This is a genomic window from Micromonospora sp. DT178 (assembly GCF_049841695.1).
In the GTDB taxonomy this organism is placed as follows: Bacteria; Actinomycetota; Actinomycetes; order Mycobacteriales; family Micromonosporaceae; genus Micromonospora.
Genome location: NZ_JBNCKV010000001.1, coordinates 484,834 through 508,953, shown reverse-complemented (window position 1 = coordinate 508,953; position 24,120 = coordinate 484,834). Strand labels below are relative to the sequence as shown.

Annotated in this window: 22 protein-coding genes; 7 read left to right on the top strand and 15 right to left on the bottom strand. The window is 73.5% G+C overall.

The genetic code is table 11. From position 1 onward, the window contains the following. Positions 1–55 precede the first annotated feature (55 nt). The gene (locus tag ACLQ22_RS02405) at positions 56–1,990 is read left to right on the top strand and encodes a proprotein convertase P-domain-containing protein (RefSeq protein ID WP_425690838.1); all 1,935 of its coding nucleotides are present in this window, start codon (positions 56–58) and stop codon (positions 1,988–1,990) included. Between the two features lie 97 nt (positions 1,991–2,087). Here the strand turns inward: ACLQ22_RS02405 and ACLQ22_RS02400 are convergent, their stop codons facing one another. From ACLQ22_RS02400 to ACLQ22_RS02385, 4 genes are read right to left on the bottom strand one after another with little or no spacing between them, the layout of a single operon-like run. Then, positions 2,088–2,891 (bottom strand): ABC transporter permease, encoded by an 804-nt coding sequence (locus tag ACLQ22_RS02400; RefSeq protein WP_425690837.1) that lies wholly within the window; start codon positions 2,889–2,891, stop codon positions 2,088–2,090. Beyond that, positions 2,888–3,793 carry an ABC transporter permease gene (locus ACLQ22_RS02395; RefSeq protein ID WP_425690836.1) on the bottom strand — a complete coding sequence of 302 codons (906 nt, stop codon included), beginning with the start codon at positions 3,791–3,793 and terminating at the stop codon, positions 2,888–2,890. Before ACLQ22_RS02395 ends, ACLQ22_RS02400 begins: the two co-directional genes overlap by 4 nt. Continuing rightward, positions 3,790–4,956 (bottom strand): ABC transporter ATP-binding protein, encoded by a 1,167-nt coding sequence (locus tag ACLQ22_RS02390; RefSeq protein WP_425690835.1) that lies wholly within the window; start codon positions 4,954–4,956, stop codon positions 3,790–3,792. The genes ACLQ22_RS02395 and ACLQ22_RS02390 overlap by 4 nt, the downstream gene beginning before the upstream one ends. Before the next feature lie 5 nt (positions 4,957–4,961). Next, a complete protein-coding gene (locus ACLQ22_RS02385) occupies positions 4,962–6,146 on the bottom strand; it encodes a polyamine ABC transporter substrate-binding protein (RefSeq protein WP_425690834.1) in 1,185 nt (394 codons plus the stop codon). 120 nt (positions 6,147–6,266) lie between these two features. Here ACLQ22_RS02385 and ACLQ22_RS02380 point away from each other — a divergent pair, with 120 nt between their 5' ends. Then, positions 6,267–6,500, top strand: coding sequence for a hypothetical protein (locus ACLQ22_RS02380; protein ID WP_425690833.1), 234 nt, complete (start codon positions 6,267–6,269; stop codon positions 6,498–6,500). Positions 6,501–6,545: 45 nt separating this feature from the next. Here the strand turns inward: ACLQ22_RS02380 and ACLQ22_RS02375 are convergent, their stop codons facing one another. The 3 genes from ACLQ22_RS02375 to ACLQ22_RS02365 form a co-directional block, all read right to left on the bottom strand. Beyond that, entirely contained in the window at positions 6,546–6,746 is a 201-nt protein-coding gene (locus ACLQ22_RS02375) for a DUF397 domain-containing protein (protein ID WP_132233542.1), read from the bottom strand. After that, positions 6,737–7,504 carry a helix-turn-helix domain-containing protein gene (locus tag ACLQ22_RS02370; protein WP_425691067.1) on the bottom strand — a complete coding sequence of 256 codons (768 nt, stop codon included), beginning with the start codon at positions 7,502–7,504 and terminating at the stop codon, positions 6,737–6,739. Before ACLQ22_RS02370 ends, ACLQ22_RS02375 begins: the two co-directional genes overlap by 10 nt. A gap of 452 nt (positions 7,505–7,956) precedes the next feature. Next, entirely contained in the window at positions 7,957–8,325 is a 369-nt protein-coding gene (locus ACLQ22_RS02365) for a DUF3499 domain-containing protein (protein ID WP_121396491.1), read from the bottom strand. A gap of 198 nt (positions 8,326–8,523) precedes the next feature. On the opposite strand from ACLQ22_RS02365, the gene ACLQ22_RS02360 reads away from it, so the two are divergent. Continuing rightward, positions 8,524–8,973 (top strand): metallopeptidase family protein, encoded by a 450-nt coding sequence (locus ACLQ22_RS02360; RefSeq protein WP_089001916.1) that lies wholly within the window; start codon positions 8,524–8,526, stop codon positions 8,971–8,973. Positions 8,974–9,008: 35 nt separating this feature from the next. Here the strand turns inward: ACLQ22_RS02360 and ACLQ22_RS02355 are convergent, their stop codons facing one another. From ACLQ22_RS02355 to ACLQ22_RS02345, 3 genes are all read right to left on the bottom strand, one after another. After that, positions 9,009–9,266, bottom strand: a complete 258-nt coding sequence (locus tag ACLQ22_RS02355) for a WhiB family transcriptional regulator (protein ID WP_088980572.1) — start codon at positions 9,264–9,266, stop codon at positions 9,009–9,011. 656 nt (positions 9,267–9,922) lie between these two features. Next, entirely contained in the window at positions 9,923–12,430 is a 2,508-nt protein-coding gene (locus tag ACLQ22_RS02350; RefSeq protein ID WP_425690832.1) for a bifunctional FO biosynthesis protein CofGH, read from the bottom strand. Positions 12,431–12,647: 217 nt separating this feature from the next. Further along, on the bottom strand, positions 12,648–13,592 hold the full coding sequence (locus ACLQ22_RS02345) for a hypothetical protein (RefSeq protein ID WP_425690831.1): 945 nt from the start codon (positions 13,590–13,592) through the stop codon (positions 12,648–12,650). A 99-nt stretch (positions 13,593–13,691) separates the two neighbouring features. Here ACLQ22_RS02345 and cofD point away from each other — a divergent pair, with 99 nt between their 5' ends. Next, positions 13,692–14,639, top strand: coding sequence for a 2-phospho-L-lactate transferase (gene cofD, locus ACLQ22_RS02340; RefSeq protein ID WP_425690830.1), 948 nt, complete (start codon positions 13,692–13,694; stop codon positions 14,637–14,639). Beyond that, positions 14,636–15,724 carry a coenzyme F420-0:L-glutamate ligase gene (locus ACLQ22_RS02335; protein WP_425690829.1) on the top strand — a complete coding sequence of 363 codons (1,089 nt, stop codon included), beginning with the start codon at positions 14,636–14,638 and terminating at the stop codon, positions 15,722–15,724. Before cofD ends, ACLQ22_RS02335 begins: the two co-directional genes overlap by 4 nt. A gap of 124 nt (positions 15,725–15,848) precedes the next feature. On the opposite strand, the gene ACLQ22_RS02330 is transcribed toward ACLQ22_RS02335, so the two are convergent. Both ACLQ22_RS02330 and ACLQ22_RS02325 read right to left on the bottom strand, forming a co-directional pair. Further along, entirely contained in the window at positions 15,849–16,853 is a 1,005-nt protein-coding gene (locus tag ACLQ22_RS02330; protein ID WP_425690828.1) for an ArsR/SmtB family transcription factor, read from the bottom strand. A gap of 281 nt (positions 16,854–17,134) precedes the next feature. Further along, positions 17,135–18,169, bottom strand: a complete 1,035-nt coding sequence (locus tag ACLQ22_RS02325; protein WP_425690827.1) for a hypothetical protein — start codon at positions 18,167–18,169, stop codon at positions 17,135–17,137. Positions 18,170–18,208: 39 nt separating this feature from the next. Here ACLQ22_RS02325 and ACLQ22_RS02320 point away from each other — a divergent pair, with 39 nt between their 5' ends. Continuing rightward, positions 18,209–18,823 carry an NUDIX hydrolase gene (locus tag ACLQ22_RS02320; RefSeq protein WP_425690826.1) on the top strand — a complete coding sequence of 205 codons (615 nt, stop codon included), beginning with the start codon at positions 18,209–18,211 and terminating at the stop codon, positions 18,821–18,823. On the opposite strand, the gene ACLQ22_RS02315 is transcribed toward ACLQ22_RS02320, so the two are convergent. After that, complete coding sequence (locus tag ACLQ22_RS02315) at positions 18,792–19,883, bottom strand: mannose-1-phosphate guanylyltransferase (protein WP_425690825.1); 1,092 nt, start codon at positions 19,881–19,883, stop codon at positions 18,792–18,794. The two genes, ACLQ22_RS02320 and ACLQ22_RS02315, sit on opposite strands and share 32 nt — an antisense overlap. Before the next feature lie 61 nt (positions 19,884–19,944). Then, positions 19,945–21,090 (bottom strand): glycosyltransferase family 4 protein, encoded by a 1,146-nt coding sequence (locus ACLQ22_RS02310; RefSeq protein ID WP_425690824.1) that lies wholly within the window; start codon positions 21,088–21,090, stop codon positions 19,945–19,947. Positions 21,091–21,240: 150 nt separating this feature from the next. On the opposite strand from ACLQ22_RS02310, the gene ACLQ22_RS02305 reads away from it, so the two are divergent. After that, on the top strand, positions 21,241–21,930 hold the full coding sequence (locus ACLQ22_RS02305) for a TIGR03089 family protein (protein ID WP_425690823.1): 690 nt from the start codon (positions 21,241–21,243) through the stop codon (positions 21,928–21,930). A 66-nt stretch (positions 21,931–21,996) separates the two neighbouring features. On the opposite strand, the gene ACLQ22_RS02300 is transcribed toward ACLQ22_RS02305, so the two are convergent. Next, complete coding sequence (locus ACLQ22_RS02300) at positions 21,997–23,970, bottom strand: acetoacetate--CoA ligase (RefSeq protein ID WP_425690822.1); 1,974 nt, start codon at positions 23,968–23,970, stop codon at positions 21,997–21,999. Positions 23,971–24,120 lie beyond the last annotated feature (150 nt).

The following is a 24,120-nucleotide window of genomic DNA, read 5'->3' as shown; positions in this document are numbered from 1 at the left end:
TCAATTGCGATCGATGGCGCACCCGCCGTCGTGTAGCGAGAGGAACACCCGAGGGATGACACTCCCCTACCCCGCCGCGCGCCGCTGGCGCGTCGGTGTGTTGACCGCCGCCGTCGCCACCGCCGTGGCGTTCGGCGCCCCCGCGACGGCCGCCCCCGCCGAGGGACAGATTCTCATGGCGGGCGGCGCCACCGCCGTCGACGACTCGTACATCGTGGTGTTCAAGGACGCCTCCGTGGGCCGGACCGACGTCACGAAGAAGGCACGTGACCTCGCCGGCCGGCACCGGGGCGCGGTCAACCGGACGTACCAGAACGCGCTGCGCGGGTTCGAGGCCCGGATGTCCGAGGCGGAGGCCAAGCGGCTCGCCGCCGACCCCTCGGTGCGCTACGTCCAGCAGAACCACACCATGCGGATCAGCGGTACGCAGAGCCCCACCCCCTCCTGGGGCCTCGACCGGCTCGACCAGCGCGCCCTGCCGCTGAACAACTCGTACACCTACCCGAACACCGGCTCGGGCGTGAAGGCGTACATCATCGACACCGGCATCCGGTTCGGCCACAGCGACTTCGGCGGCCGGGCCGTCTCCGGCTTCGACTCCATCGACGGCGGCAGCGCGGACGACTGCAACGGGCACGGCACGCACGTGGCCGGCACGGTCGGCGGCACCGCCTACGGCGTCGCCAAGGGCGTCACGCTGGTCGGCGTCCGGGTGCTCGACTGCGAGGGCAGCGGCACCGACGCCGGCGTCATCCAGGGCGTCGACTGGGTGACCGGCGACCACGCCGCCGGCCAGCTCGCGGTGGCCAACATGAGCCTCGGCGGCGGGTTCAGCCAGGCCCTCAACGACGCGGTGGCGCGGTCCATCGCCGACGGCGTCACCTACGGCCTGGCGGCTGGCAACGACTACGGCGCGAACGCCTGCAACAGCTCGCCGGCCAGCCTCCTCGCCGGCATCACCGTCGGCTCGACCACCAACACCGACGCCCGCTCGTCGTTCTCCAACATCGGCACCTGCCTGGACATCTTCGCCCCCGGCAGCTCGATCACCTCGGCCTGGCACACCGGCGACACGGCCACCAACAGCATCAGCGGCACCTCGATGGCGACCCCGCACGTGGTCGGCGCCGCCGCGCTCGTGCTCGCCGCCAACCCGACGTTCACCCCGCAGCAGGTGCGCGACAAGCTCGTCGCCGACGCCACCAGCAACGCGGTGACCAGCCCCGGCACCGGCTCGCCCAACAAGCTGCTCAACCTCGGCGACGGCGGCACCACGCCCCCGCCGCCCACCGGCTGCACCCAGACCAACGGCACCGACGTGACCATCCGCGACAACGCCACGGTGGAGAGCACCATCACCATCGCGGGCTGCACCGGCACCGCCGGCTCCACCAGCACGGTCGCCGTGCAGATCGTGCACACCTACATCGGTGACCTCGCCGTCAGCCTCGTCGCTCCCGACGGCAGCGCCTACACCCTGCACAACCGCACCGGCGGCTCCGCCGACAACATCAACCAGACCTACACCGTCAACCTCTCCTCCGAGGTGGCCAACGGCACCTGGAAGCTGCGGGTCCAGGACGCGGGCGCCGGCGACACCGGCTACGTGAACAGCTGGACGCTCAACCTGGGCGGCTCCGGCACGACGAACTGCACCGGCACCAACGCCAACAATGTCACCGTCGGCGACAACGCGACGGTCACCAGCAGCGTCGCGATCGCCGGCTGCACCGGCACCGCCTCGTCGACCAGCAAGGTCGCCGTGCAGATCGTGCACACGTACGTCGGCGACCTCGTCGTCAGCCTCGTCGCCCCCGACGGGAGCGCCTACACCCTGCACAACCGCACCGGCGGCTCCGCCGACAACATCAACCAGACCTACACGGTCAACCTCTCCACGGAGACCCGTAACGGCACCTGGAACCTGCGCGTCCAGGACGCCGCCTCCGGCGACACCGGCTACATCGACGGCTGGACCCTGACCCTCTAGGGCTCGTCACTCGAGGGCACGGCCCGAGGGGCCCCTCGCCACGCACCCGCCTGGCGAGGGGCCCCTCCTCCTCTTCTCCCGCCCGGCGGGGTGGGGGCTACGTGGGTCGGTTCTTGCGGCGGGTGTGCAGGGTGGTGGTCAGGGTCAGTAGGAGCGCTAGCACGAACATCGCGGTGCCGATGACGTTGACCTGGGGCGGGATGCCCCGCTGGGCGGCACCCCAGACATACATGGGGAACGTGACGGTGGTGCCGGCGTTGAAGTTCGTGACGATGAAGTCGTCGAAGGAGAGCGAGAAGGCGAGCAGCGCGGCGGCCACGATGCCGGGCAGCGCCAGCGGCAGGGTGATCCGCCGGAAGGTCTGCCACTCGCTCGCGTAGAGGTCCATGGCGGCCTCCTCCAGCCGGGAGTCCATCCCGGCCAGCCGCGCCCTGACGGTGACCACCACGAACGACAGGCAGAACATGACGTGGGCGACTACGACCGTCCAGAAGCCCTGCGGCACCCCGGCGGAGACGAAGAGGGCCAGCAGCGAGGTGCCCATCACCAGTTCGGGGGTGGCCATCGGCAGGAAGATCAGCACGTTGATCCCGGCGCGGCCACGGAACCGGTGCCGCGCGAGCGCGAACGCCATCAGGGTGCCGAGCACCGTGGCGACCACGGTCGAGACGAAGCCGATCTGGACGCTGCGCACCACCGCGTCGCACATGTCGGAGGTGGCGCACGGGTTGCGCCAGTTGTCGAGGGTGAACTCGTTGAAGTCGTACGACAGGCGGCTGGAGGGGCGGTTGAAGGAGAGCGCGGCGACCACGGCGACCGGCAGGAGGAGGTAGCCGAGCACCAGCAGCGCCACGCCGGCCAGCCAGCGGTCGGCCAGCCAGCGGGAGATCCGCGTCGTCACAGGACCTCCTCCGGGCCGGTCCGGCGCAGGTAGCCGAAGACCACCGCGAGGATGGCCGCCATCAGCAGGAACGACAGCGCCGCGCCCTGCGGGTAGTCCAGCCGGACCAGGAACGCCGAGTCGATGACGTTGCCGATCATGTACTCGTTGGGGGTGCCGAGCAGCTCGGCGTTGATGTAGTCGCCGCTGGCCGGGATGAAGAACAGCAGCGTGCCGGCGACCAGGCCAGGCATGGACAGCGGCAGCGTGACCCGGCGGAAGGTTCGCCACGGGCCGGCGTAGAGGTCGCCGGCCGCCTCCAGCAGCCGGGGGTCCAGCCGCTCCAGGCTCGCGTAGAGCGGCAGCACCAGGAAGGGCAGGAAGTTGTACGTCAGGCCGAGCACCACCGCGACGGGGGTGGCCAGCAGCCGGCCGTCGGGGGCGAGCAGGTGCACGTCGCGCAGCAGCCCGACGAGCCAGCCGTTGTCCGACAGGATGGTCTTCCACGCCAGCGTGCGCACCAGGAAGCTGGTGAACATCGGCGCGACCACGCAGACCAGCAGCAGGTTCTTCCACCGGCCGGCCTTCTGCGCGATGGCGTACGCCAGCGGGTAGCCGGCCAGCAGCGCCAGCACCAGCGCGGCCCCGGCGTAGCCGAAGGACCGCCCGAACTGCGGCCAGTACGCGGCGAGCGCGTCGGGGTAGTTGCCGAACGCCCACGTCATCGCGTACCCGGTGGCGAGCGAGCCCGCGGGGTCGTAGAGGCTGGCGGCGGCGAGCTGCACCAGCGGCACCGCGAAGAAGAGCACCAGCCACGCCGCCGCGGGCAACAGCAGCAGGTACGGCAGAAGCCCGGGCCGGCGGGGCGGCGCGGGCGGCGTCGGCTCCCCGGGTCCGGTGGGCAGCCGGGCCGGGGCGCTCACGAGGGTGCGCCGACCGGCTCGTCCCGCGCCGGCGCGCTCCGGTCCTGTCCGCCGGCTTCCCGGGGCAGCAGGAAGGCGTGCCGCGGGTCCCAGTACGCCACCGCCTCCGCGCCCAGCGGCAGCGGACGGGCCGTGCCGCTGTTGGCCACGAAGGCCGTCAGCTCGCCGCCCCAGCCGGTGCGCAGCAGGTACTGCGTGCTCACCCCCACGTAGGAGGCGTCGGTGACGATGCCGGTGACGTGCTGGCACCCGGCGGGGACCTGGTCGACGGAGTCGGCCAGGTGCAGCTTCTCCGGGCGTACGCCCAGGTGGACCGGCCCCCGGTCGACCCGGGCCCGGCCGGTGGGCACCGAGAAGCGACGGCCGTGGGCCGACACGGCGACCTCGTCCCCGCCCGCGCCGGACGCCTCGCCGGCGAGCAGGTTGGACTGGCCGAGGAAGTTCGCCACGAACGCCGTGGCGGGGTACTCGTAGAGGTCGGCGGGGGCGCCGAGCTGCTCGATCCGCCCGGCGTTCATCACCGCGACGATGTCGGCCATCGTCATGGCCTCCTCCTGGTCGTGGGTGACGTGCACGAACGTGATGCCGACCTCGGTCTGGATCCGCTTGAGTTCGATCTGCATCCGCCGGCGCAGCGTCAGGTCCAGTGCGCCGAGCGGCTCGTCGAGCAGCAGCACCTGCGGGCGGTTGACCAGGGCACGGGCCAGCGCGACCCGCTGCTGCTGCCCGCCGGAGAGCTGGGCGGGACGGCGGTGGCCGTGGTCGTCGAGCTGCACCAGCGCGAGCATGCCCATGACCTCGTCGTCGACGGAACGGATGCCCCGCCGGCGCAGGCCGAACGCCACGTTCTCGAAGACGTCCAGGTGCGGGAAGAGCGCGTAGCTCTGGAAGACGGTGTTCACCGGCCGCTTGTACGGGCGCAGCCGGGTCACGTCCCGTTCGCCCAGCAACACCTGCCCGCCGGTCGGCTCCTCCAGGCCGGCGATCATCCGCAGCGTGGTGGTCTTGCCGCAGCCGGACGGGCCGAGCAGTGCGAAGAAGGAGCCCTGCGGGACGGTCAGGCTGAGGTCGTCCACCGCGGTGACGACGCCGAACCGCTTGGTGAGGTTCGCCAGCCGCAGGTCGCCGGCCGGGGTCTCGCGTCCCGCAGTCGTCGTACCCATCCCGCTCACGCTCCGATGACCTGCTGGAACTTGGTCTCGTACTCGCGTTCCTGCTTCTCGTCCAGCGCCATGAAGACCTTCGACCTGGCGAGCATGGCATCGTCGGGGAAGATCAGCGGGTTGGCGGCCAGCGCCGGGTCGATCTTCTCCATCTCGGCCTGGGCGCCCCGGACGGGGCAGATGTAGTTGACGAAGGCGGCGAGCCGGGCGGCGACCGCCGGCTGGTAGTAGTGGTCGATGAGCCGCTCGGCGTTGCCCTTGTGGGTGGCCTTGTTCGGCACCACCACGTTGTCCGACCAGATCATCACCCCGGACTCGGGCACCACGAACCTGATCCTGTCGTCGTCGAAGCCGAGCTGGATGGCGTCGCCGGACCAGCAGATGCAGGCGGCGATGTCGCCCTTGGCGAGGTCCGGCGCGTAGTCGTTGCCGGTGAACCTGCGGATCTGGCCGGAGTCGACGGCCCTCTTGAGCTTGGCGAGCGCGTCGTCGAACTGGGCGCCGGTGAAGTTCGCCGGGTCGTGGCCGTTCGACTGGAGCAGCAGGCCCATGGTGTCCCGCATCTCGGCCAGCGCGGTCACCTTGCCCTTGAGGTCGGGGCGGGTGAGCAACTCGTCGACCGTCCGGATCTCCCTGGTCACCCTGCCGTTGTAGGCGAGGCCGGCCAGGCCGGACTGCCACGGGATGGCGAGCTGGTCCTCCGCGTCGAAGGACCGGCCGCGCAGCGAGGGCAGCAGGTTGGCCTCGACGTTGGGCAGCTTCGACTTGTCCAGCTTCTGGATCCAGCCGAGCCGGATCATCCGGGCCGCCATCCAGTCGGTGAGGACCATGATGTCCCGCCCGGTCGGCTGGCATCCCGCGAGCTGGTTCTGCACCTTGCCGAAGAACTCGTTGTTGTCGTTGACGTCCTCGGTGTAGGCGACCTGGATGCCGCTCTCCGCGACGAAGGCGTCGAGGGTCGGCCGCTTGGCGGAGTCGGTGTCGTCCACGTCCATGTACTGCGGCCAGTTGGAGAACGTCAGCGTCTTCTCGGTGCCGGACAGGTCCTCGCTGACGCAGCCGGCCTCCGTCTGGGCGGCGCCCGTGGTGCCGCAGCCGGCCAGGGAGCCGCCCGCCGCCAGCAGTGCCGCCGAGCCGAGGGCGCCGGTCAGCAGCCCACGCCGGGTGAGGGGCCGGAGGGGAGGTCGCATGTGACGACTCCTCGAGGTCATCGTCGGCGGCCAGGCGGGAGTGGCGCGCCGACGGACGTCAGGTGCGGTGAACGACAGATCTTGGCATGGGCCGACGGCGCCGACGGACGGCGGGTCGGCGTGCGCGAAGGGCGAAGGCGCGACCACATTCCGCTCGCCGCCGGGAGTGACGCGATCGTCGCGGGAGTAATGCTGACCGTCGCGGAGGCGATGCTGACCGTCGCGGAGGCGATGCTGACCGTCGCGGAGGCGATGCTGACCGTCGCGGAGGCGATGCGGATCGTCGCGGCGACCGGCCGCTCTCGCCACCGCGGCGCCGTCCGCCTCATGCGACGTGCGCAGGCGTACGCCTGAGGCGCCGGTGCCGGCCCCGTGGGCCGCGCCGACCGCCCTGTCCGATCAGCCGGCGCGCCCGTGCCGGCCGGCGGACCCGACGAACGCGCGCCAGGCGTCCGGCGCGAAGGTGAGCACGCCCCCGGCGCGGTCCTTGCTGTCCCGCACGAGCACCCGGCCGGGCAGGTTGTCGGCCACCTCGACGCAGTCGCCGCCGTTGTTGCTGCTGCGGGTCGCGGTGCGCCAGCGGGCGTCGGTCATGTCCATGTCGTCGCCACTTCCCCGATCAGCTCGATCGACTGGCGTCGCGGCAGCGCCTCGCCGGCGACGCTCTCCCATCTCGCGCCCAGGCTAGCAATGTCGGCACTCTCGGTCACGACCTGACCGCGCAGCTGGTTGTCCAGATAGGCCGTCTCGGCGCCGTCGGGCAGCCGGATCAGCACGAACGGCCCGGCGAGGCCGGTGTGCCACGGCGCCTCGGCGGGAATCACCCGGACCTGCACGTGCTCCTGCGCGGCGACCGCCAGCAGGTGGGCCAGCTGCCCGGCCATCACCGCCTCGTCCCCGACCCGCCGCCGCAGCACCACCTCGTCGATCACGGCGACCAGCTGGGGCGGGGCGTCCCGGGCCAGGATCGCCTGCCGGGCCAGCCGGCCGCCCACGATCTCGTCGACCTCGGCCGCCGGCAGCAGGCCGCCGGTCGCCAGCACCGCGCGGGCGTACCCCTCGGTCTGGAGCAGGCCCGGCACGAGCAGCGGCTGGTACGACCTGATCGTGACGGCGTCCTGCTCCAGCTCGGCCCAGGGCCGGAACCACGGCAGGTCGCGGCGGCGGAACGGCTCGGGCCACAGCTCGGCGGCGTCGCGCCCGAGGACCTCGGCGACGGCGAGCCGGGTCCTGGGGTGCGGGATCCGGCCCGCCGCGAGCCACCGTCCCGCCGTCTTCGGGTCGACACCCACCTTCTCCGCCAGCGACTCGGCGGTCTCCCCCTTCTCGGCCATCGCCACCCGCAGTGCCTCGTTCACCATCCGACCTCCCGCGCCCGCGATCACACTGGGGCGCACGGTAGCCACGCTGAGTGCCCTTGTCGTCACGCTGCCGGCGTGTCGCGGTGGGATCTGTTTCGCGCGCCCGAGGTGGCCGACGACCGCCCGGAAAAGGCCCTGGACATGCCTCCGCCGCAGCGTCCGACCAGGCGCGGAACGAGCGGATCGCACCTCCGAAGGGCCGCGCGCCGGCCGTGCCGGACCCACCTCACCCGCGCTGTCGAACTGATGTCGCAGACGACTCAGCCCTCGGCGGCACAGCCGGACACCGCCCCGATCACCAACCCCGCCGTGCGACGGTGCCTTGATGTCGTAGACGATTCAGCTCGACAGTGCCCGGCGCGACCATCGGGCCCGCACCTCTGCCGGCGAGCTGCCGATTCCGCGCGGACTTCTCTCGCCGGTGCCCGTGACCTTCACCGGGCGGCGGATCAGTGGTTCGGGGGGATGACGCGCAGGTGACCCCGGCGGCCCGTCTGGGGAGTCGAGTTGGTGGTGTGGTCGTCCTCGGGCGGGCGCGGGGCCACCGGGCGGGCGGCCTCGCGGACGGCCTCGGCCAGGGCGACCAGATCGTCGGTGGTGGGCGGCGGGGGCTCGAACTCGCCCTCGTGCCGGACGACGTCCCAACCGCGCGGCGCCGTCAGGCTCCGGGCGTGCGGTTCACAGAGGTCGTACGTGTGCGGCTCGGCGAATGCCGCCAGGGGGCCGACCACCGCTGTCGACTCGTTGTAGACATAGGTCAGCGTGGCGACCGCTTGCCGGGGGCAGCCGTTACGGGAGCAGCGCCGTGGTGACCTCACGGCGGCAGGGTATCTCCATTACCGGGTCCGGCGCACTGCTTCGCGTTGCGACACGCCCGTCACGGTGATCACAATTCGGCCGGTTGCTCACCGGCCGGCTGCCCTGGCGGGCGAGCACCTCGCGCAGATGCCGACCGCGCCGCGCCGCGTCAGTGGCGCTGCCGCAGGCCAGGTCGGTGCGGGCGCTAACCTTTCCTCATGACGAGCCCGGAACACCGCCGCCCCGGCCCCGGCCGGCGCGCCCACCGCGACCGGCACGGGCGCGGCCTGCGCGGGCGGCTGGTGCCGGCGACGGTGCCGTTGGCGCGTACGAAGGCGGAGATCTTCGACGACCTGGTGCTGGACACGGTCGAGACCCTCGAACGGCGGTTCGCCAAGGAGCTGGCCGGGGTCGAGTTCGCCGTAGAGGACGTGCCGCCCGACCTCAACGTCTACGACTCCGACGTGCTGGAGGACGGCGAGGTGCCGCTCGCCCGGCTGCTGCCGGGTCGCCCCGGCCGGCAGGAGGTGCCCCCGCGGATCGTGCTCTACCGCCGGCCGTTGGAGTTCCGTGCGATGGACCGCGAGGACCTCGCGGATCTCGTGCACGACGTGATCATCGAACAGGTGGCCAATCTGCTCGGGGTGGACCCCGACGAGTTGGCCTGAGCCGGGCGGCCCCCACCGCCCCGGCCCGGCAATGCTCAGGCGACCCGCCGCTTGAGCTTGCGCCGCTCCCGCTCCGAGAGCCCACCCCAGATCCCGAATCGCTCGTCGTGACCGAGAGCGTATTCGAGGCATTCCGTCTTCACCTCGCAGCGCGAGCAGATCCGCTTCGCCTCGCGGGTCGAGCCGCCCTTCTCGGGAAAGAACGCCTCCGGATCGGTCTGGGAGCAAAGCGCCCGCTCCTGCCACTCCGGCGCGTTTCCGAGCAGGTCGGCCACCTCAAGCTGGCCGTCCATCAGATGCCTCCTTGTCGCGCACCGGCGTCATCGCCGCTGCAACCCCCCACGCGGAAGGCGTGCTTGTCCGTACGGTCCCGATTTGTTGCGTTCCGCGCGAACAACCCCATTCAAATTACACGCGTGTAATGCGTGCGCCGTCAAGCCGGACTTGATAATGGAGTCGCCCTCCCGACAACACTCCGGACGGCCACCCGACCACCCGGCCTCGCAACCTGCCCTATCGATTCAGACCCCGGCCGAGTAACGCCCTCTCCGGCGAGTTGCCCGAGTTTTCTCCCGTGGCGCCTCCCCGCCGACCCGACGGGGAAGGCCGATGAGGACCCTCGGAAGTCACCCACCACGATTCGTTGATCTTGGTGGGGCACAGGTTAACCCGAGTTGGCGCGGACCGCCCGCCGAGCCGGAGACGCCGGCCGCGCTCCGCCCACGATGTGGACGGAGTGCGGCGGTGCGACCGCGTCCCCCGGATCGTGGCGGGTCGCCGACACGCTGCTGGGCCGGACGAATCCGGTCGTTCCTCCACTTGCGACAGAAATCCTGGAGACCGGCCGGTGCTCGTCCCACCAGGCGGTACGGACGCGGCTGACGCGCCCGGCCCGGCCGGTGGCGTGGAGCACGGTGTCCGTTGTGGACGGTCAGGCGACCCGTCGATGCTAGGGGCGAGGGCTGCCGTACGCGGTCGTGCGTTTGCGGGCCGGTCGTCCGGCGGCCGTCGCGATCGCGATCAACTGCTCCTCCGTGCGCGCCGAGCCGTTGCCGGAACCGGCCATCCGGGAGATCGTCTCCTCCATCAGCGTGCCGCCCAGGTCGTTGCAGCCGCCCCGGAGCATCGCCGCCGTGCCCTCGTCGCCGAGCTTCACCCACGAACACTGAATGTTGTCGATCCGGCCGTGCAGCAGCAGCCGGGCCATCGCGTGCACCACCCGGTTCTCCCGCCACGTCGGCCCCGGGCGGGCGATGCCGGCCAGGTAGATCGGCGCATTCGTGTGCACGAACGGCAGCGCCACGAACTCGGTAAACCCGCCCGTACGGTCCTGCAACCCCGCCAGCACCCGGAAGTGCGCGAGCCACTGCGCCGGGTGGTCCACGTGGCCGTACATCATGGTGGAGCTGGACCGGATGCCCAGCTCGTGGGCCGTGCCGACCACGTCGACCCAGGCGGCGGCCGGCAGTTTGCCCTTGGTGAGCACCCAGCGCACGTCGTCGTCGAGGATCTCCGCGGCGGTGCCCGGGATGGTGTCCAGCCCGGCCTCGCGGAGCCCGGTCAGCCACTCCCGCACCGACACACCGGCCTTGGCGGCGGCGGTGACGATCTCCATCGGCGAGAACGCGTGCACGTGCATCCCCGGCACCCGCGCCTTGATCGCCCGCACCAGGTCGGCGTAGACGGTCACCGGCAGCTTCGGGTCGATCCCGCCCTGGAGGCAGACCTCGCTGGCGCCGGCCGCCCACGCCTCCTCGGCCCGGTCGGCGACCTGGTCCACCGAGAGCCGGTAGGAGTCGGCGTCGCGCTCCCGCTGGGCGAAGGCGCAGAACCGGCAGCCGACGTAGCAGACGTTGCTGAAATTGATGTTGCGGTTGACCACGTACGTCACGTCGTCGCCGACCGCCGCCCGGCGGACATCGTCGGCCAGCCGGCACAGTTCGTCGAGCGCCGGCCCGTCGGCGGCGAACAGCGCCAGCGCCGCGTCGGCGTGCTGCGGCTCCAGCAGCGCGGCCGGATCGTCGGCCGCCAGCCGCAGCCCCGCCCGCAGGTCGCGGTCGGTCCCCGCCCCGCCCCCGGCGGTGACCTTGCCCGCCACCTCCGACCAGTCGCCGTAGACGTGGTCGAAGTCGCCGCGCCGGTCGCCGGTCCGCCCGGTGGTGTCGATGGTGGCGTGCAGGTCGGTCCGGCCGCCGTACGTCTCGTCGGGCTCCTGCCAGGGGCGGCCCACCGGTCGGGCCTCCTCGACGGCCAGCCCCGTCGCCGGGTCGGCCAGCGCGCCGACGTGCGGCAGCAGGCGCGGGTCCAGCCACGGGTCGCCGGCCCGCACGTACTCGGGGTAGATCGTCAGCCGCTCGCGCAGGGTGAAGCCGGCCTTCTCCGTGTGCCGGGCCAGCTCGTCGATCTGCGGCCAGGGGCGCTCCGGGTTGACGTGGTCCGGGGTCAGCGGGGAGACCCCGCCCCAGTCGTCGATGCCGGCGCGCAGAAGCAGGGCGTACTCGCCCGCGATGAGGTTCGGCGGGGCCTGGATCCGGGCCTTCGGCCCGAGCAGCACCCGGGCCACCGCCACCGTGGCGGCCAGGTCGTGCAGCTCCGCGTCCGGCATGCCGCGCATCGCCGTGTCCGGCTTCGCGCGGAAGTTCTGCACGATCACCTCCTGGAGGTGGCCGTACTCGCGGTGCGCCCGGCGGATCGCGAAGATCGCGTCGACCCGCTCGGCAGGGGTCTCGCCGATGCCGATCAGGATGCCGGTGGTGAACGGCACGCCGACCCGGCCCGCGTCGTCGAGCACCCGCAGCCGGACCGCCGGCTCCTTGTCCGGCGAGCCGAAGTGCGGGCCGCCCGGCTCCGACCAGAGCCGCGTCGCCGTGGTCTCCAACATCATCCCCATGCTGGGCGCGACGGGCTTGAGCCGCTGCAACTCCGACCAGGAGAGCACGCCCGGGTTGAGGTGCGGCAGCAGCCCGGTCTCCTCCAGCACCGCCACCGCGCAGGCGCGCAGGTAGTCGAGCGTGGAGTCGTAGCCGCGCTCGTCCAGCCACTGCCGGGCCGCCGGCCAGCGTTCCTCCGGCCGGTCTCCGAGCGTGAACAGGGCCTCCTTGCAGCCCTGGGCCGCCCCCGCCCGGGCGATGGCGAGAACCTCGTCCCGGTCGAGGAAGGCCGCCGGCAGCCGGTGCGGCACGGTCGCGAAGGTGCAGTAGTGGCACCGGTCCCGGCACAGCCGGGTGAGGGGGATGAAGACCTTCTTCGAGTACGTGACCACGCCCGGCCGCCCGGCCTCGCGCAGGCCGGCGTCGCGGACGGCGCCCGCCACGTCGAGCAGCTCGTCCAGCGCCCCGCCCCGGGCGGCCAGCAGCGCGGTGGCCTCGTCGACGTCGAGCGCCCGCCCGCTCGCGGCCCGGTGCAGTGCCCGCCGCACGCTGGCGTCGGTCGGGCCGGGCACGGTGCGATCAACCATCCGCCCAGCCTAAGCGCTCATCTGCCCCGTCCCGCGAACCTGACCGGCGTGAACAAGCGCACCCCGCCGGTCGTCGCGGTGATCAAGAGGTTTTCGTCCTGCGGAGCGCCTTCTGCGCCCCAGAACCTCTTGATCACCCGCGACGAGGAGGTGGGGTGGGACGGGGAGCGCCCCGCACGGGTGCCGTGCGGGGCGCTCGGGTGGGACGGCGTCGCGATCAGCGCGGGGCGTCGGGGCTGTCGCCGGGGTTGATGTGCTGGGTGCGGTCGGTCTCGTCGGCGGCGGGACGCGGAATCGCCTGGGTGGGCTCCGCCAGCTCGGCGGACTGGCGCGGGATCGCCTGGGTGGGGTCGGCCGAGGGCGGCTGACCGAACGGCGGCGCGCCCTGCGGCTGGCCGAACGGCGGCGCGGACTGCGGGGCGGGAGCGGCCGGGGGCGCGGAGTGCGGGGCCGGGGCGAACGGCGAGCCCGGCTGCGGGCCGCCGGCGTACGGCGCGGGCTGCTGACCGTACGGGGCGCCGTAGGGGCCCGGCGCCTGCCAGCCGCCCTGCTGACCGGGGGCCTGCTGGCCCGGGACCTGCTGGCCCGGAACCTGCTGGCCGGGGACGGGGTAGCCGCCCTGCTGCTGGGGCCAGCCGGGCTGCGGCTGGCCGTACACGCCGGGCTGCGGCTTCGGCTTCGGCACGTGGTAGAGGGTGCGCCAGACCTTGAACACGACGTACGCGGCGACGGCGAACAGCGCCAGCCACGCCACGCGGCTCAGCAGGCCCAGGAAGGCGTCGAGGATCTCGCCCTCGGCCAGCCGGTTGACCGTCCAGAAGAGGAAGGTCAACCCGCCGAAGAGCGCGCTGACGGCGTACTCACCCAGGGCGACCTGGGTGATCAGCTTCGCCTTCGGCACCGGGGGCTTCACGTGCGTGGCGAGCAGCACGGCCAGCAGCGGCAGGAACACCGACTCCACGCCGACGAAGGCGAAGAAGGCGCTGCCCGCCCGACCGCCGAACGTGCTGTAGTCGGTCGGCGTCACCAGCCGGATCAGGCCGACGAAGAGGAACACGGCGTTCGCGCCGAGGAGCACGAACGCGGCGAGTTCACGCAGCGGCTTGGTCAGTTGGCTGGCCTGCGTCGCGTCGGTGGACGCGGGCTCGGCGGGGCTGGTCACGGGATCCCCCTCGGGGCGAATGCGGACAGTTGCCGACGTGAGCCTAGTCTCCCGGCCCACGGGCGGACCGGAGGCGGCCCGTACGCGAGGATGGGCGACATGCGCATCGTGGTTCTGACGGGTGGCATCGGGGGCGCTCGTTTCCTGGTCGGCGTACGGGCGTACGCCCGCGAGGTCGGCGCCGAGGTGACCGCCGTGGTCAACGTCGGTGACGATCTGCTCCTGCACGGGCTCAAGGTCTGCCCCGACCTGGACAGCGTGATGTACACGCTGGGGGGCGGAGCCGACCCCGAGCGAGGCTGGGGGCGCGTCGGCGAGAGCTGGACGGTCAAGCAGGAACTGGCCGCGTACGGCGCCGAGCCGACCTGGTTCGGGCTCGGCGACAAGGACATCGCCACCCACCTCGTGCGGACCACGATGGTCAACGCCGGCTACCCGCTGCACGCGGTCACCGAGGCGCTCGCCGCCCGCTGGCAGCCCGGCGTACGCGTGCTGCCGGCGACCGACGACCGGCTGGAGACGCACGTGGTGGTGGAGCTCGACGGCGGCCAGCGCGCGATCCACTTCCAGGAGTGGTGGGTGCGCCACCGCGGCGACGTCCCCACCCACCGGTTCGTCTTCGTCGGCGCGGAGGCCGCCAGGCCGGCGCCCGGCGTGGTGGAGGCGATCGCCGGAGCCGACGTGGTGCTGATCGCGCCGAGCAACCCGGTGGTGAGCGTCGCCCCGATCCTGGCCGTGCCCGGGCTGCGCGAGGCGGTCGCCGACGGCCCCGCACCGGTGGTCGGCGTGTCGCCGATCATCGGCGGCGCACCGGTGCGCGGCATGGCCGACCGCTGCCTGGCGGTGCTGGGGGTGGAGTGCAGCGCAGCCGGCGTGGGCCGGCTCTACGGCGGCCGGTCGGCCGGCGGGCTGCTCGACGGCTGGCTGGTCGCCGAGGAGGACGCCGGCACGGTGGTGCCGGAGGTGACGGTCCGCGCGGCACCGCTGCGGATGACCGACGAGGCGGCGACGGCGGCCATGGTCCGCGCCGCGCTGGAGCTGACGTGAGGCTTGAGATCCTGCCGGTGCCGGGCATCGGCCACGTGTCCGAGGGCGACGACCTGGCGGCCCTGATCGCCACCGCCGCGCCCTGGCTGCGCGACGGCGACGTGCTGGTGGTCACCAGCAAGATCGTCTCGAAGGCGGAGGGGCGCCTCGTCGACGTCCCGGCGGACGGGCCCGAGCGGCTCGCCGCGCGGGACGAGGTGCTGGCCGCCGAGACGGCGCGGGTGGTGGCCACCCGGGGCGCGACCCGGATCGTGCAGACCCACCACGGCTTCGTGATGGCGTCGGCCGGCATCGACGCCTCGAACGTCGACAAGACCCGGCTGGTGCTGCTCCCCGAGGACCCGGACGCCTCGGCCCGGGCGCTGCGCGCCGCCCTGCGCGAGCGCCACGGCGTGGACGTCGCGGTGATCGTCAGCGACACGATGGGCCGGCCCTGGCGCAACGGGCTGACCGACGTCGCACTCGGCGTCGCCGGGATGGACGCGATCCGCGACCACCGGGGCGAGGTCGACCCGTACGGCAACGAGCTCCAGCTCACCCAGATGGCGGTGGTGGACGAGCTGGCCGGCGCGGGCGAGCTGATCAAGGGCAAGTGCGACCAGATGCCGGTGGCGGTGGTGCGCGGCTACCTCACCACGCTCCGGCCGGACGACGGCGACGGCGCGTCGGCGCTGATCCGGGACGCGTCGATGGACCTCTTCTCGCTGGGCACCGCCGAGGCGAAGGCCGCCGGGCTGGCCGCCGCCGCAACCCTGCCGGACGGCCCCAACCCGACCCCGCCCGACCCGGCGGCCGTACGCCGGGCGATCGGCACCGTCGCGGGCCTGGTCGCGCCCGGCACGGTCTTCAGCCTGGTCGCCGACGAGGAGGCCCGCGCCGGGCTGACCTCCCGGGTGCCCGGCTGGCCGGCGGAGGCGACGACGCTGGTGCTCGGCTCCCCGGCCACCCCGGCCGGCCCGGCCGACCTGGTCCGCTTCGGCGCCGACCTGCAACGCCTCCGCACCGCCCTGGCGGCCGAGGGCGTCGCCTCCCTGCTGCTCCCTCCGCCCCCGGGCACCACCGCCAGCGCCGCGCTGGCCCTCTGACGCCGGCCGGCGCCGTCACCCGGCGGGGGGCCGGCGCCGCCATCCGGGCTGTCGCGCCGCGCGGTCCCACCACCAGCCGGCGTACGACCCGGCTGTGCCGCCACCCGGGCGGGCGCGGGCGCGCTCAGGAGTTGAGCATCGCCCGCCCCAACGGGGTCAGGGTGTGCAGGACGGTGTTGCGGTCGCGCTGGCTGACCAGGAGGCCGGCGTTGCGCAGCACGGTGGTGTGCTGGCTCGCGGCGGCGGCCGAGATGTTCAGCCGGCGGGCCACCTCGCCGGTGGTGCAGCCGTCGTCGCTGGCCGCCAGCACGGCCGCCCGGGTGCGGCCGAGCAGCGCGGCCAGGGCCTCGCGCCCGGGATCCGACGCTCCGGGGCCGCCGCCCTCGCCGGGGGCCGGCAGCAGGCCGCCGAGCCGGTCCACCGGGTAGACCAGGACCGGGGGCAGCGCCGGATCGAGCAGGGCGACCGGCGTGGCCGCGCAGAAGTACGACGGCACCAGCAGCAGCCCGCGCCCGCCCAGGTGCAGCTCCCGGCTGTGCGGGTAGTCGCGGATCTCCAGCACCCCCGACTCCCAGCGCATGGCGGGCCGGAGGCTGGCCAGCAGCCCCTCCACCCCGCCGTCGAGCAGCGCCCGGGCCCGCCGGGTGCGGTCGGCCTCCACCGCCGCCTGGATCCGCGGCCAGTACGGGTCGATGGCCAGGCCGCGGTACCGCTCCATCGCGCCCGTCAGGCCGCGCAGCGTGTCCGGCTCCCCCCGGGCCAGCGCCCCGGCGCCGGCCGACGGGGCGCCACCGGCGGCGAGCAGCGCCAGGTCGCGTTGCAGCACCGCCACGGGGGTGCTGCGGACCGCCTCCATGCCCGCGTCGAACCCCGACACGCTGTCGTACGGGGTGAGGAAGTCGGGGAAGTAGCCGCGGGGCGGGTTGAGTGACAGCAGGAGCCGCAGCCCCGCCGAGCCGCTGTCCTCACGCAGCCCGCGGGTCACACTGTGTCGCCAGCCCGCCAGTAGCGGTTCCCGGCGACGGCCGGGCAGCAGGTGCAGGCTGAGAACCAGCTCCCACACCGGATCCGCCGCCGGAGCCACCCGGGTCCGGAGGATGTCCTCGGCGGAAAAGTAGATCTTCAGCATGGACGGCTCCCGCGTCGCCCGGCAGAGGGGATGCCTGGCAACCGTTCGCACTGTACCTGGCCGGCACTTATCTCCGTCTTTAAGCGTGGGCTGAAAAACCTCGACGCCCCCGGGGACCGTTCGGCATGCTCTCACTGCCCGCACACGGGGGCGGGCACGTCACCCGACGCGCCCGGAACCGGGCACCCGGGGGACGGGGAGAGACCGGCGACCGGGCGGCACCACGAGGGTCTGCGGCCATGTTCCGCGGAGGTGTCGTCCGGCCGCCGGTCCACCGCAGGTCAGTCGACCCAGAGCGCCACCCGATGGTCCTCGTCGGTGACGTAGAAGCTCTGCCCGCCCCACTCGGCCACTCCCTCCACGTGATGGAACGGCGCCAGGTCGGCCACCAGCTCGCCGGGGACCAGGTGCCCGTCGCCGGGCGGGGGAAACCGGACGTGCCGGGAGGTGACGTCGCCGCCGGTCGGGTGGTCGTCGAGCAGCACCGAGCCCTTGCCCAGCGCGTCGATCGACCCGATGACCGCCGCGTAGCCGCCGTCGTCCGTGGGCGTGATCGCCCGGAAGCCGGCCAGCGTGCCGGGCGGCGTCACCCCGGTCAGGACGTACGCCCCCGACGCCTGCGGCCAGCTCGGCGCGGGGTCGAACATGCCCGGCACACCGGTCAGCTCGACCAGGATCGGCTCACCGTCGGCGGTGACCGGGAACCGCAGTCCGAGCAGGACACCGCCGGCCGGCGTGAAGGCCGCCGCCTCGACGTTGAGCGGCAGGTCGTCGGCGACGAGCCGGCTGACCCAGCCCTTCGACCGGGCGGCGCCCCGGGCGACGGTCTCCCCGATGAACCGGGCCCGCACCCGCTCGCCCGGCGGCAGCGGGGTGAACGCCGCCTTCAGCAGGGCGTCGTTGACCGCCCGGTGCAGCCGGAACCGGTTGCGGACCACCTGCACCGGCAGAGGGCCCGCCGCCGCGTCGTCCTCGCGGAACCGGGCCACGAAGGCGCGTCGCGGGCGCAGCGGCCCCGCCTTCGAACCGAAGTGGGAGCCGAAGACGTACACCCAGCCGTCGTGGTGGGCGAGCGCCTCGCCGTCCTCCGTGCGGCCGTTCTCCGCCCCGGCGTCGGCGGCCACGTGGTGGGCGACCCAGCGGCCGTCGTCCAGCTCCAGCAGCAGGGCCAGGCAGTGCTCCACCGGCCCCTCGTCCAGCACCGTCCAGAAGCCGCGCCGGGCACCGTGCGCCCGCAGCAGCGGCACGGAGCGCACCGGCAGCAGGTCGCTGGCCTCGTTGCCGGCCACGACGAACTCCAACAGTCGCAGGGTCACCGGGCCAGGGTACGAAGCGTCGGCTCGTACAGTGTCGACATGGCCGACTCCCCCACCGCCGCCTCCCGGACGCCGTCGGACGTCGAGGTGTACGCGGCCCTGCACGCCGACGCCGTCGCGACGCTGAGCCGGTGGGAGCCGACCGGACCGGTCGCCGCCGAGGCCCGCGACCGCACGGTGGCGCTGCTGGCCGCCGGGCCGGTGGCGATGAGCCGGGCGCACCGACCCGGGCACGTCACGGCGAGCGCGCTGGTGCTCGACGCCACCGGGTCACGGGTGCTGCTCTGCCTGCACGGCAAGTTCCGGCGGTGGGTGCAGCTCGGCGGGCACTGCGAGCCGGCCGACCGGACCCTCGCCGCTGCCGCCCTGCGCGAGGCCGGCGAGGAGTCCGGCATCGCCGGCCTGCGGATCGACCCCGTCCCGATCGACGTCGACATCCACCCGGTGAGCTGTCAGGGCGGCTCGCTGCACCACGACGTACGCTTCGCCGTGCTCGCCCCGCCCGGCGCGGTGGAGCGGGTCAGCGAGGAGTCCGAGGCGCTGGGCTGGTTCCCGCCGGACCGGCTGCCGGAGCCGCTGGCCGGCGGGACGGCGCACCTGGTCGCCCCGGCCCTGGCGACGCTCAGACGAGCCCCTCTTCGCCCCGTTCCTTGAGCTCGTCGACGACCTTCTTGACGTCCTGCGCCCGGTCCCGGGGGCAGACCAGCAGCGCGTCCGGGGTGTCGACGATGACCAGGTCGTGCACGCCGACGGCGGCCACCAGCCGCCCGGAGTAGGGCACCACCACCAGTCCGGAGCTGTCGCGCAGCAGCACCCCCGGCTTGGCGTCGGCGCCGAGCACCACGTTGCCGTCCGCGTCGGCGGGCAGCACCTCGCCCAGGGTGTGGAAGTCGCCGACGTCGTTCCAGCCGAAGTCGCCCGGCACGGTCGCCACCCGGCCGGCGGTCGCCGCGCCCTCCATCACCGCGTAGTCGACGGAGATCTTCGGCAGCGTCGGCCAGACCGTGCCGAGCACGTCGTCCTGCTCCTCGGTGCCCCACGCCTCGGCGATCGCGGCGATGCCGGCGTGCAGGGCGGGCTGCTGGCGGGCCAGCTCGGCGAGGAACACGTCGACCCGCCAGACGAACATGCTGGCGTTCCAGAGGTGCCGCCCGGAACGCAGGTACGCCTCGGCCACCTCGGCGCTCGGCTTCTCCTTGAACTCCGCCACCGGCCGCAGCGGGCCCCCGTCGACCGGGTCACCGGTCTGGAGGTAGCCGTAGCCGGTCTCGGCCCGGGTCGGGGTGATGCCGACCGTCATCAGCAGGCCCTGCTCGGCTCCGCGTACCGCCTCCCGGACGACCTCCCGCCAGCGCTCCGGGTCACCGATCAGGTGGTCGGCGGCGAAGGAGCCCATCACCGCCTCCGGGTCGCGCCGCGCGATGACCGCGGCGGCCAGGGCGATCGCCGCGCACGAGTCCCGGGGCGACGGCTCGACCAGGATGTTCTCCTCCGGCAGCCCGGCGAGCTGGCGCGCGACCGCCGCCACGTGCGCGGTCCCGGTGACCACCAGGGTGCGTTCGGCGGTGGTCAGCGGGCCCAGCCGGTCCACCGTCGCCTGGAGCAGCGAGGCGGCGGAGCCGGTCAGCGGGTGGAGGAACTTGGGGTGGCCGGCGCGGGACAGCGGCCACAACCTCGTGCCACTGCCACCCGCCGGAATGACGGCGTAGATCACCCGCACATCATGCCCGATTCGCCTGACCGGGGACGCATTCTCGCGCCGCCGGCCGCGGCGGTCAGGACCGGGCCCGGCTCCAGGCGGCGATGTGCACCTCGGCGCTGGACTCCCAGGTGAACTCCTTGGCCCGGTCGAAACCGGCCTTGGCCAGGGACAACCGCCGCTGCTCGTCGTCCAGCAGCGCCGCCAGGTCCGTGGCGATCTGGTCGGGCGCCTCGCTGGTGTACGCGACCGCGTCGCCGCCCACCTCCGGCAGCGACAGCCGGGGCGTGGTGAGCACCGGGGCGGCGCACGCCATCGCCTCCAGGATCGGCAGGCCGAAACCCTCCCCGTAGGACGGGTAGGCGGCCACCAGGGCCCCGCCCAGGAAGCCGGGCAGGTCCGCGTAGCGGAGGTAGCCGGGACGGAGCAGCCGCAGGTGCGACGGGACCTCCGCCACCGCGCGGTCGATGTCGTCGTCGTGCCCCTGGCCGCCGGCGATCACCAGGGCCGGCGGATCCACCCGGTCGGCCACCGCGCGGGCCCAGCCGCGGATCAGGTTCGGCACGTTCTTGCGCGGCTCCTTGGCCCCGAGGAAGGCCACGTAGTTGGTGCCGCCGAGCCCCAGCCGGGCCCGGACCCGGGCCTTCTCCTCGTCGCTGGGCGCGTGGAAGGCCGCGTGGTCGACGCCGTGGTAGGCCACGTCGATCCGGGTGGGGTCGGCGTCGAGCAGCCGGATCAGCTCGTCGCGGGTGGCCTTGCTCGGCACGATCACCCGGTTGGCGCGGCGCAGCGACGTCTTGATCGCGCTGCGGAAGAAGGTGCGCCGCGACTTGTCGTAGTGCTCCGGCTCGGTGAAGAACGTCGCGTCGTGCACGGTCACCGTGACGGGGCAGCCGGCGCGCAGCGGGCAGGTGTAGAAGGGCGAGTGCAGCACCTGCGCGCCCACCTGCTGGGCGAGCAGCGGCAGGCCGGTCTGCTCCCAGGCGAGCCGGGCGGGGCGGTGCGCGACGGCCGCCGGGGCCGGGATGATCTCCGCACCGGGCAGCATCCGGCTGTAGCGCTCCAGGTCGGTGCGGAGGCAGACGACGGCCAGCTCCACCCCCGACCCGCACACCTTGCCGAGGGCGCCGAGCAGGCCGTCGACGTATCGACCGACACCACCACGGTCGACGGGGACACTCGTGGCGTCGATGAGCACGCGGGGCGGGCGACCGGCGGTCACGGGGCGACTCCTTGAACTGACGGGCCTGTGGGGAACAACACTCCGGCAAGCCTACGCCGGAGCCTGGCGCCGACGCTGACTGCGACCCGACCGTACGCCGACTTGTCGTTGTCATCGAGTACGGCGACCGGGGGCGTATCGTTCGCGCCGATGGCCGACAACATTGCCCGGGTCTTCGCCGACGCGATCGCGACCGACCCGACCCGACCGCTGCTGACCTGGTACGACGACGCCACGGGCGAACGGACCGAGCTGTCCGGCGCCACGCTGGCGAACTGGGTGGCCAAGACGGCCAACCTGCTCGTCGACGAGGTGTCCGTGGGCCCCGGCGACGTCGCCGCGGTGTTGCTGCCCCCGCACTGGCAGACCGCCGCGGTGCTGCTCGGCTGCTGGTCGGCCGGGCTGACCGTCGCCGACACGCCGGGCGACGTGGACGTGCTCTTCACCGCCGCCACGCGGGTGGCCGAGGCGGACGCCTGGTCGGCGGGCGAGCGCTACGTCCTCGCCCTCGACCCGTTCGCCCTGCCGATGCGCCAGGTGCCGCCCGGCTTCGCCGACTACGTGTCGGAGGTACGCGCGCACGGCGACCACTTCAGCCCGTACGCGAAGGGTGGCCCGGTCGAGGCGGAGCTGCTGGTCCGCGCGACCGCCCGCGCGGCGGAGTGGGGCATCGGTCGCGGCGACCGGGTCCTGATCGACACGGGGACGTACCCGGACCCGGTCGACTGGCTGCTCGCCCCGCTGGCCGCCAACGCCACCACGGTCCTCTGCGCCAACGCCGACCCGTCCACCCTCCCCGCCCGCGCCACCACGGAACGAGTGACCCACCCCCTCCCCTGACCACCCACCCCGCCCCCGCCCCCGCCCTCGCAGGGCGGGCGAGGGCGGGGTTGGGGCGCGGGTGGGTTACGGGCGGGGGGTGCGGTTCTGGGCGAGGGTGGCGAAGGCCGTGAGGGACTCCGGGTTGGCCAGGGCGCCCCGGGCCGCCGCCGAGTCCACCGGGGTGCCCGTGAGGATCTTCTTCACCGGCACCTCCAGCTTCTTCGCCGACAGGGTGCGCGGGACGGCCCGCACCTGGTGGATCTCGTCCGGGACGTGCCGGGGCGACAGGGCGGTACGCAGCTCGCGGCAGATCTTCTTCCGCATCGCGTCGTCCAGCTCCAGCCCTTCGGCGAGCACCACGAACAGCAGCAGCTCACCGGCGCCGCCCTCGTCGTCCTCCAGGTGCACGACCACCGAGTCGACGACCTCGTCGAGCCCCTCGACGACCGAGTAGAACTCGGCGGTGCCGAGCCGCACGCCGCCCCGGTTGAGGGTGGCGTCGGAACGGCCCGTGATCACGCAGCCGCCCCGCTCGTTGATGGTGATCCAGTCGCCGTGCCGCCAGACGCCCGGGTAGAGGTCGAAGTACGCCTCCCGGTAGCGGGTGCCGTCCGCGTCGTTCCAGAAACCGACCGGCATGCTCGGCATCGGCTCGGTGATCACCAGCTCGCCCAGCTCGCCGACGACCGGGGTGCCGTCGGCCGAACGGGCCTCCACCTTGGCGCCGAGCGCCCGGCAGGTGATCTCACCGGCGTGCACCGCCAGCAGCGGCACGCCGCCGACGAATCCGGTGCAGACGTCCGTGCCGCCGGAGAGCGACTGGAGCTGGAGGTCGTCGCCGACCGTCTCGTACACCCAGGTGAAGCCCTCGGCGGGCAGCGGCGCGCCGGTCGAGCCGACCCCGCGCAGCGCGGAGAGGTCGGCGGTCTCCTTCGGCACCAGCCCGGCCTTGCGGCAGGCCAGCAGGAACGGCGCGGACGTGCCGAAGTACGTGGTGCCGGTCTCCCCGGCCAGCCGCCACAGGGCGCCCAGGTCGGGGTGGCCCGGGTTGCCGTCGAAGAGCACGATCGCCGCGCCCACCGCCGGCCCGGAGACCAGGAAGTTCCACATCATCCAGCCGGTGGTGGTGAACCAGAAGAACCGGTCCGCCGGACCCAGGTCGTGGTGCAGGGCGAGCATCTTCAGGTGCTCCAGCAGGATGCCGCCGTGGCCGTGCACGATCGGCTTCGGCAGCCCCGTGGTGCCGGAGGAGTAGAGCACGTAGAGCGGGTGGTCGAAGGCGACCGGCGTGAAGGTCAGCGGCTCGTCGGTGTCGGCGGCCAGCTCCGACCAGGCCAGCGCGCCCTCGGGCGGCGGTCCGGCCGGGTCGAGGTAGGCGATGCTGACGGTGTGCTCCACCGACGGCAGGGCGGCCCGGATCGCGGCCACCTCGCCGCGCCGGTCGACCGGCTTCTCGCCGTAGCGGTAGCCGTCCACGGCGACGAGGACCTTCGGCTCGATCTGCTGCCACCGGTCGGTGACGCTGCGGGTGCCGAACTCCGGCGCGCAGGAGGAGAAGATCGCGCCCAGGCTGCTGGTGGCGAGCAGCAGCACGTACGTCTCGGGGATGTTGGGCGCGTAGGCGGCGACCCGGTCGCCGGCGGTGACGCCGAGCCGGCGCAGCCCGGCGGCCACCCGGCGGACCTGCTCGCGCAGCTCGGCGGCGGTGAGGGTGACCGGCGCCCGGGTCTGGCCGTGCGCGATGACCACCGCGTCGTCGTCGGCCCGGCCCGGCATCCGCAGCACGTTCTCGGCGTAGTTGAGGGTGGCCCCGGGGAACCACCTGGTCCCGGGCATCCCCCGGCCGCTCAGCGTGGCGGTCGGCGGGGTGTGCGCGACCACCTCGAAGTGGTCCCAGACCGACCGCCAGAACGCGTCCAGGTCCGTGACCGACCAGCGCCACAGCTCGTCGTAGTCGGCGAAGTTCAGCCCCCGGTGCTCACGCAGCCAGCGCAGGTAGCTTCCGATCCGGGACCGCTCGCGTACGTCCGCCGGCGGCGTCCACAGCACGTCACCCACTGCTCCACCCTCCCCTGGCCCCGCACGACACTGTGAAATGGGCCGTGGCGCCATCTTGCCCTACCTCAGAGCGCCATTCTCCGCACCCGACCTCCGTCGGCGCACGTGCGGAACCCACATGCCCCACCATGCCCCTGTGTGGGCCGGGCG

Excerpts from the sequence above, each read along its gene's own strand:
- ACLQ22_RS02405 (WP_425690838.1), top strand. The coding sequence starts at position 56 with ATGACACTCCCCTACCCCGCCGCGCGCCGCTGGCGCGTCGGTGTGTTG.
- ACLQ22_RS02390 (WP_425690835.1), bottom strand. The coding sequence starts at position 4,956 with ATGGGTACGACGACTGCGGGACGCGAGACCCCGGCCGGCGACCTGCGG.
- ACLQ22_RS02385 (WP_425690834.1), bottom strand. The coding sequence starts at position 6,146 with ATGCGACCTCCCCTCCGGCCCCTCACCCGGCGTGGGCTGCTGACCGGC.
- ACLQ22_RS02375 (WP_132233542.1), bottom strand. The coding sequence starts at position 6,746 with ATGGACATGACCGACGCCCGCTGGCGCACCGCGACCCGCAGCAGCAAC.
- ACLQ22_RS02360 (WP_089001916.1), top strand. The coding sequence starts at position 8,524 with ATGACGAGCCCGGAACACCGCCGCCCCGGCCCCGGCCGGCGCGCCCAC.
- ACLQ22_RS02355 (WP_088980572.1), bottom strand. The coding sequence starts at position 9,266 with ATGGACGGCCAGCTTGAGGTGGCCGACCTGCTCGGAAACGCGCCGGAG.
- ACLQ22_RS02350 (WP_425690832.1), bottom strand. The coding sequence starts at position 12,430 with ATGGTTGATCGCACCGTGCCCGGCCCGACCGACGCCAGCGTGCGGCGG.
- cofD (WP_425690830.1), top strand. The coding sequence starts at position 13,692 with ATGCGCATCGTGGTTCTGACGGGTGGCATCGGGGGCGCTCGTTTCCTG.
- ACLQ22_RS02330 (WP_425690828.1), bottom strand. The coding sequence starts at position 16,853 with ATGCTGAAGATCTACTTTTCCGCCGAGGACATCCTCCGGACCCGGGTG.
- ACLQ22_RS02320 (WP_425690826.1), top strand. The coding sequence starts at position 18,209 with ATGGCCGACTCCCCCACCGCCGCCTCCCGGACGCCGTCGGACGTCGAG.
- ACLQ22_RS02305 (WP_425690823.1), top strand. The coding sequence starts at position 21,241 with ATGGCCGACAACATTGCCCGGGTCTTCGCCGACGCGATCGCGACCGAC.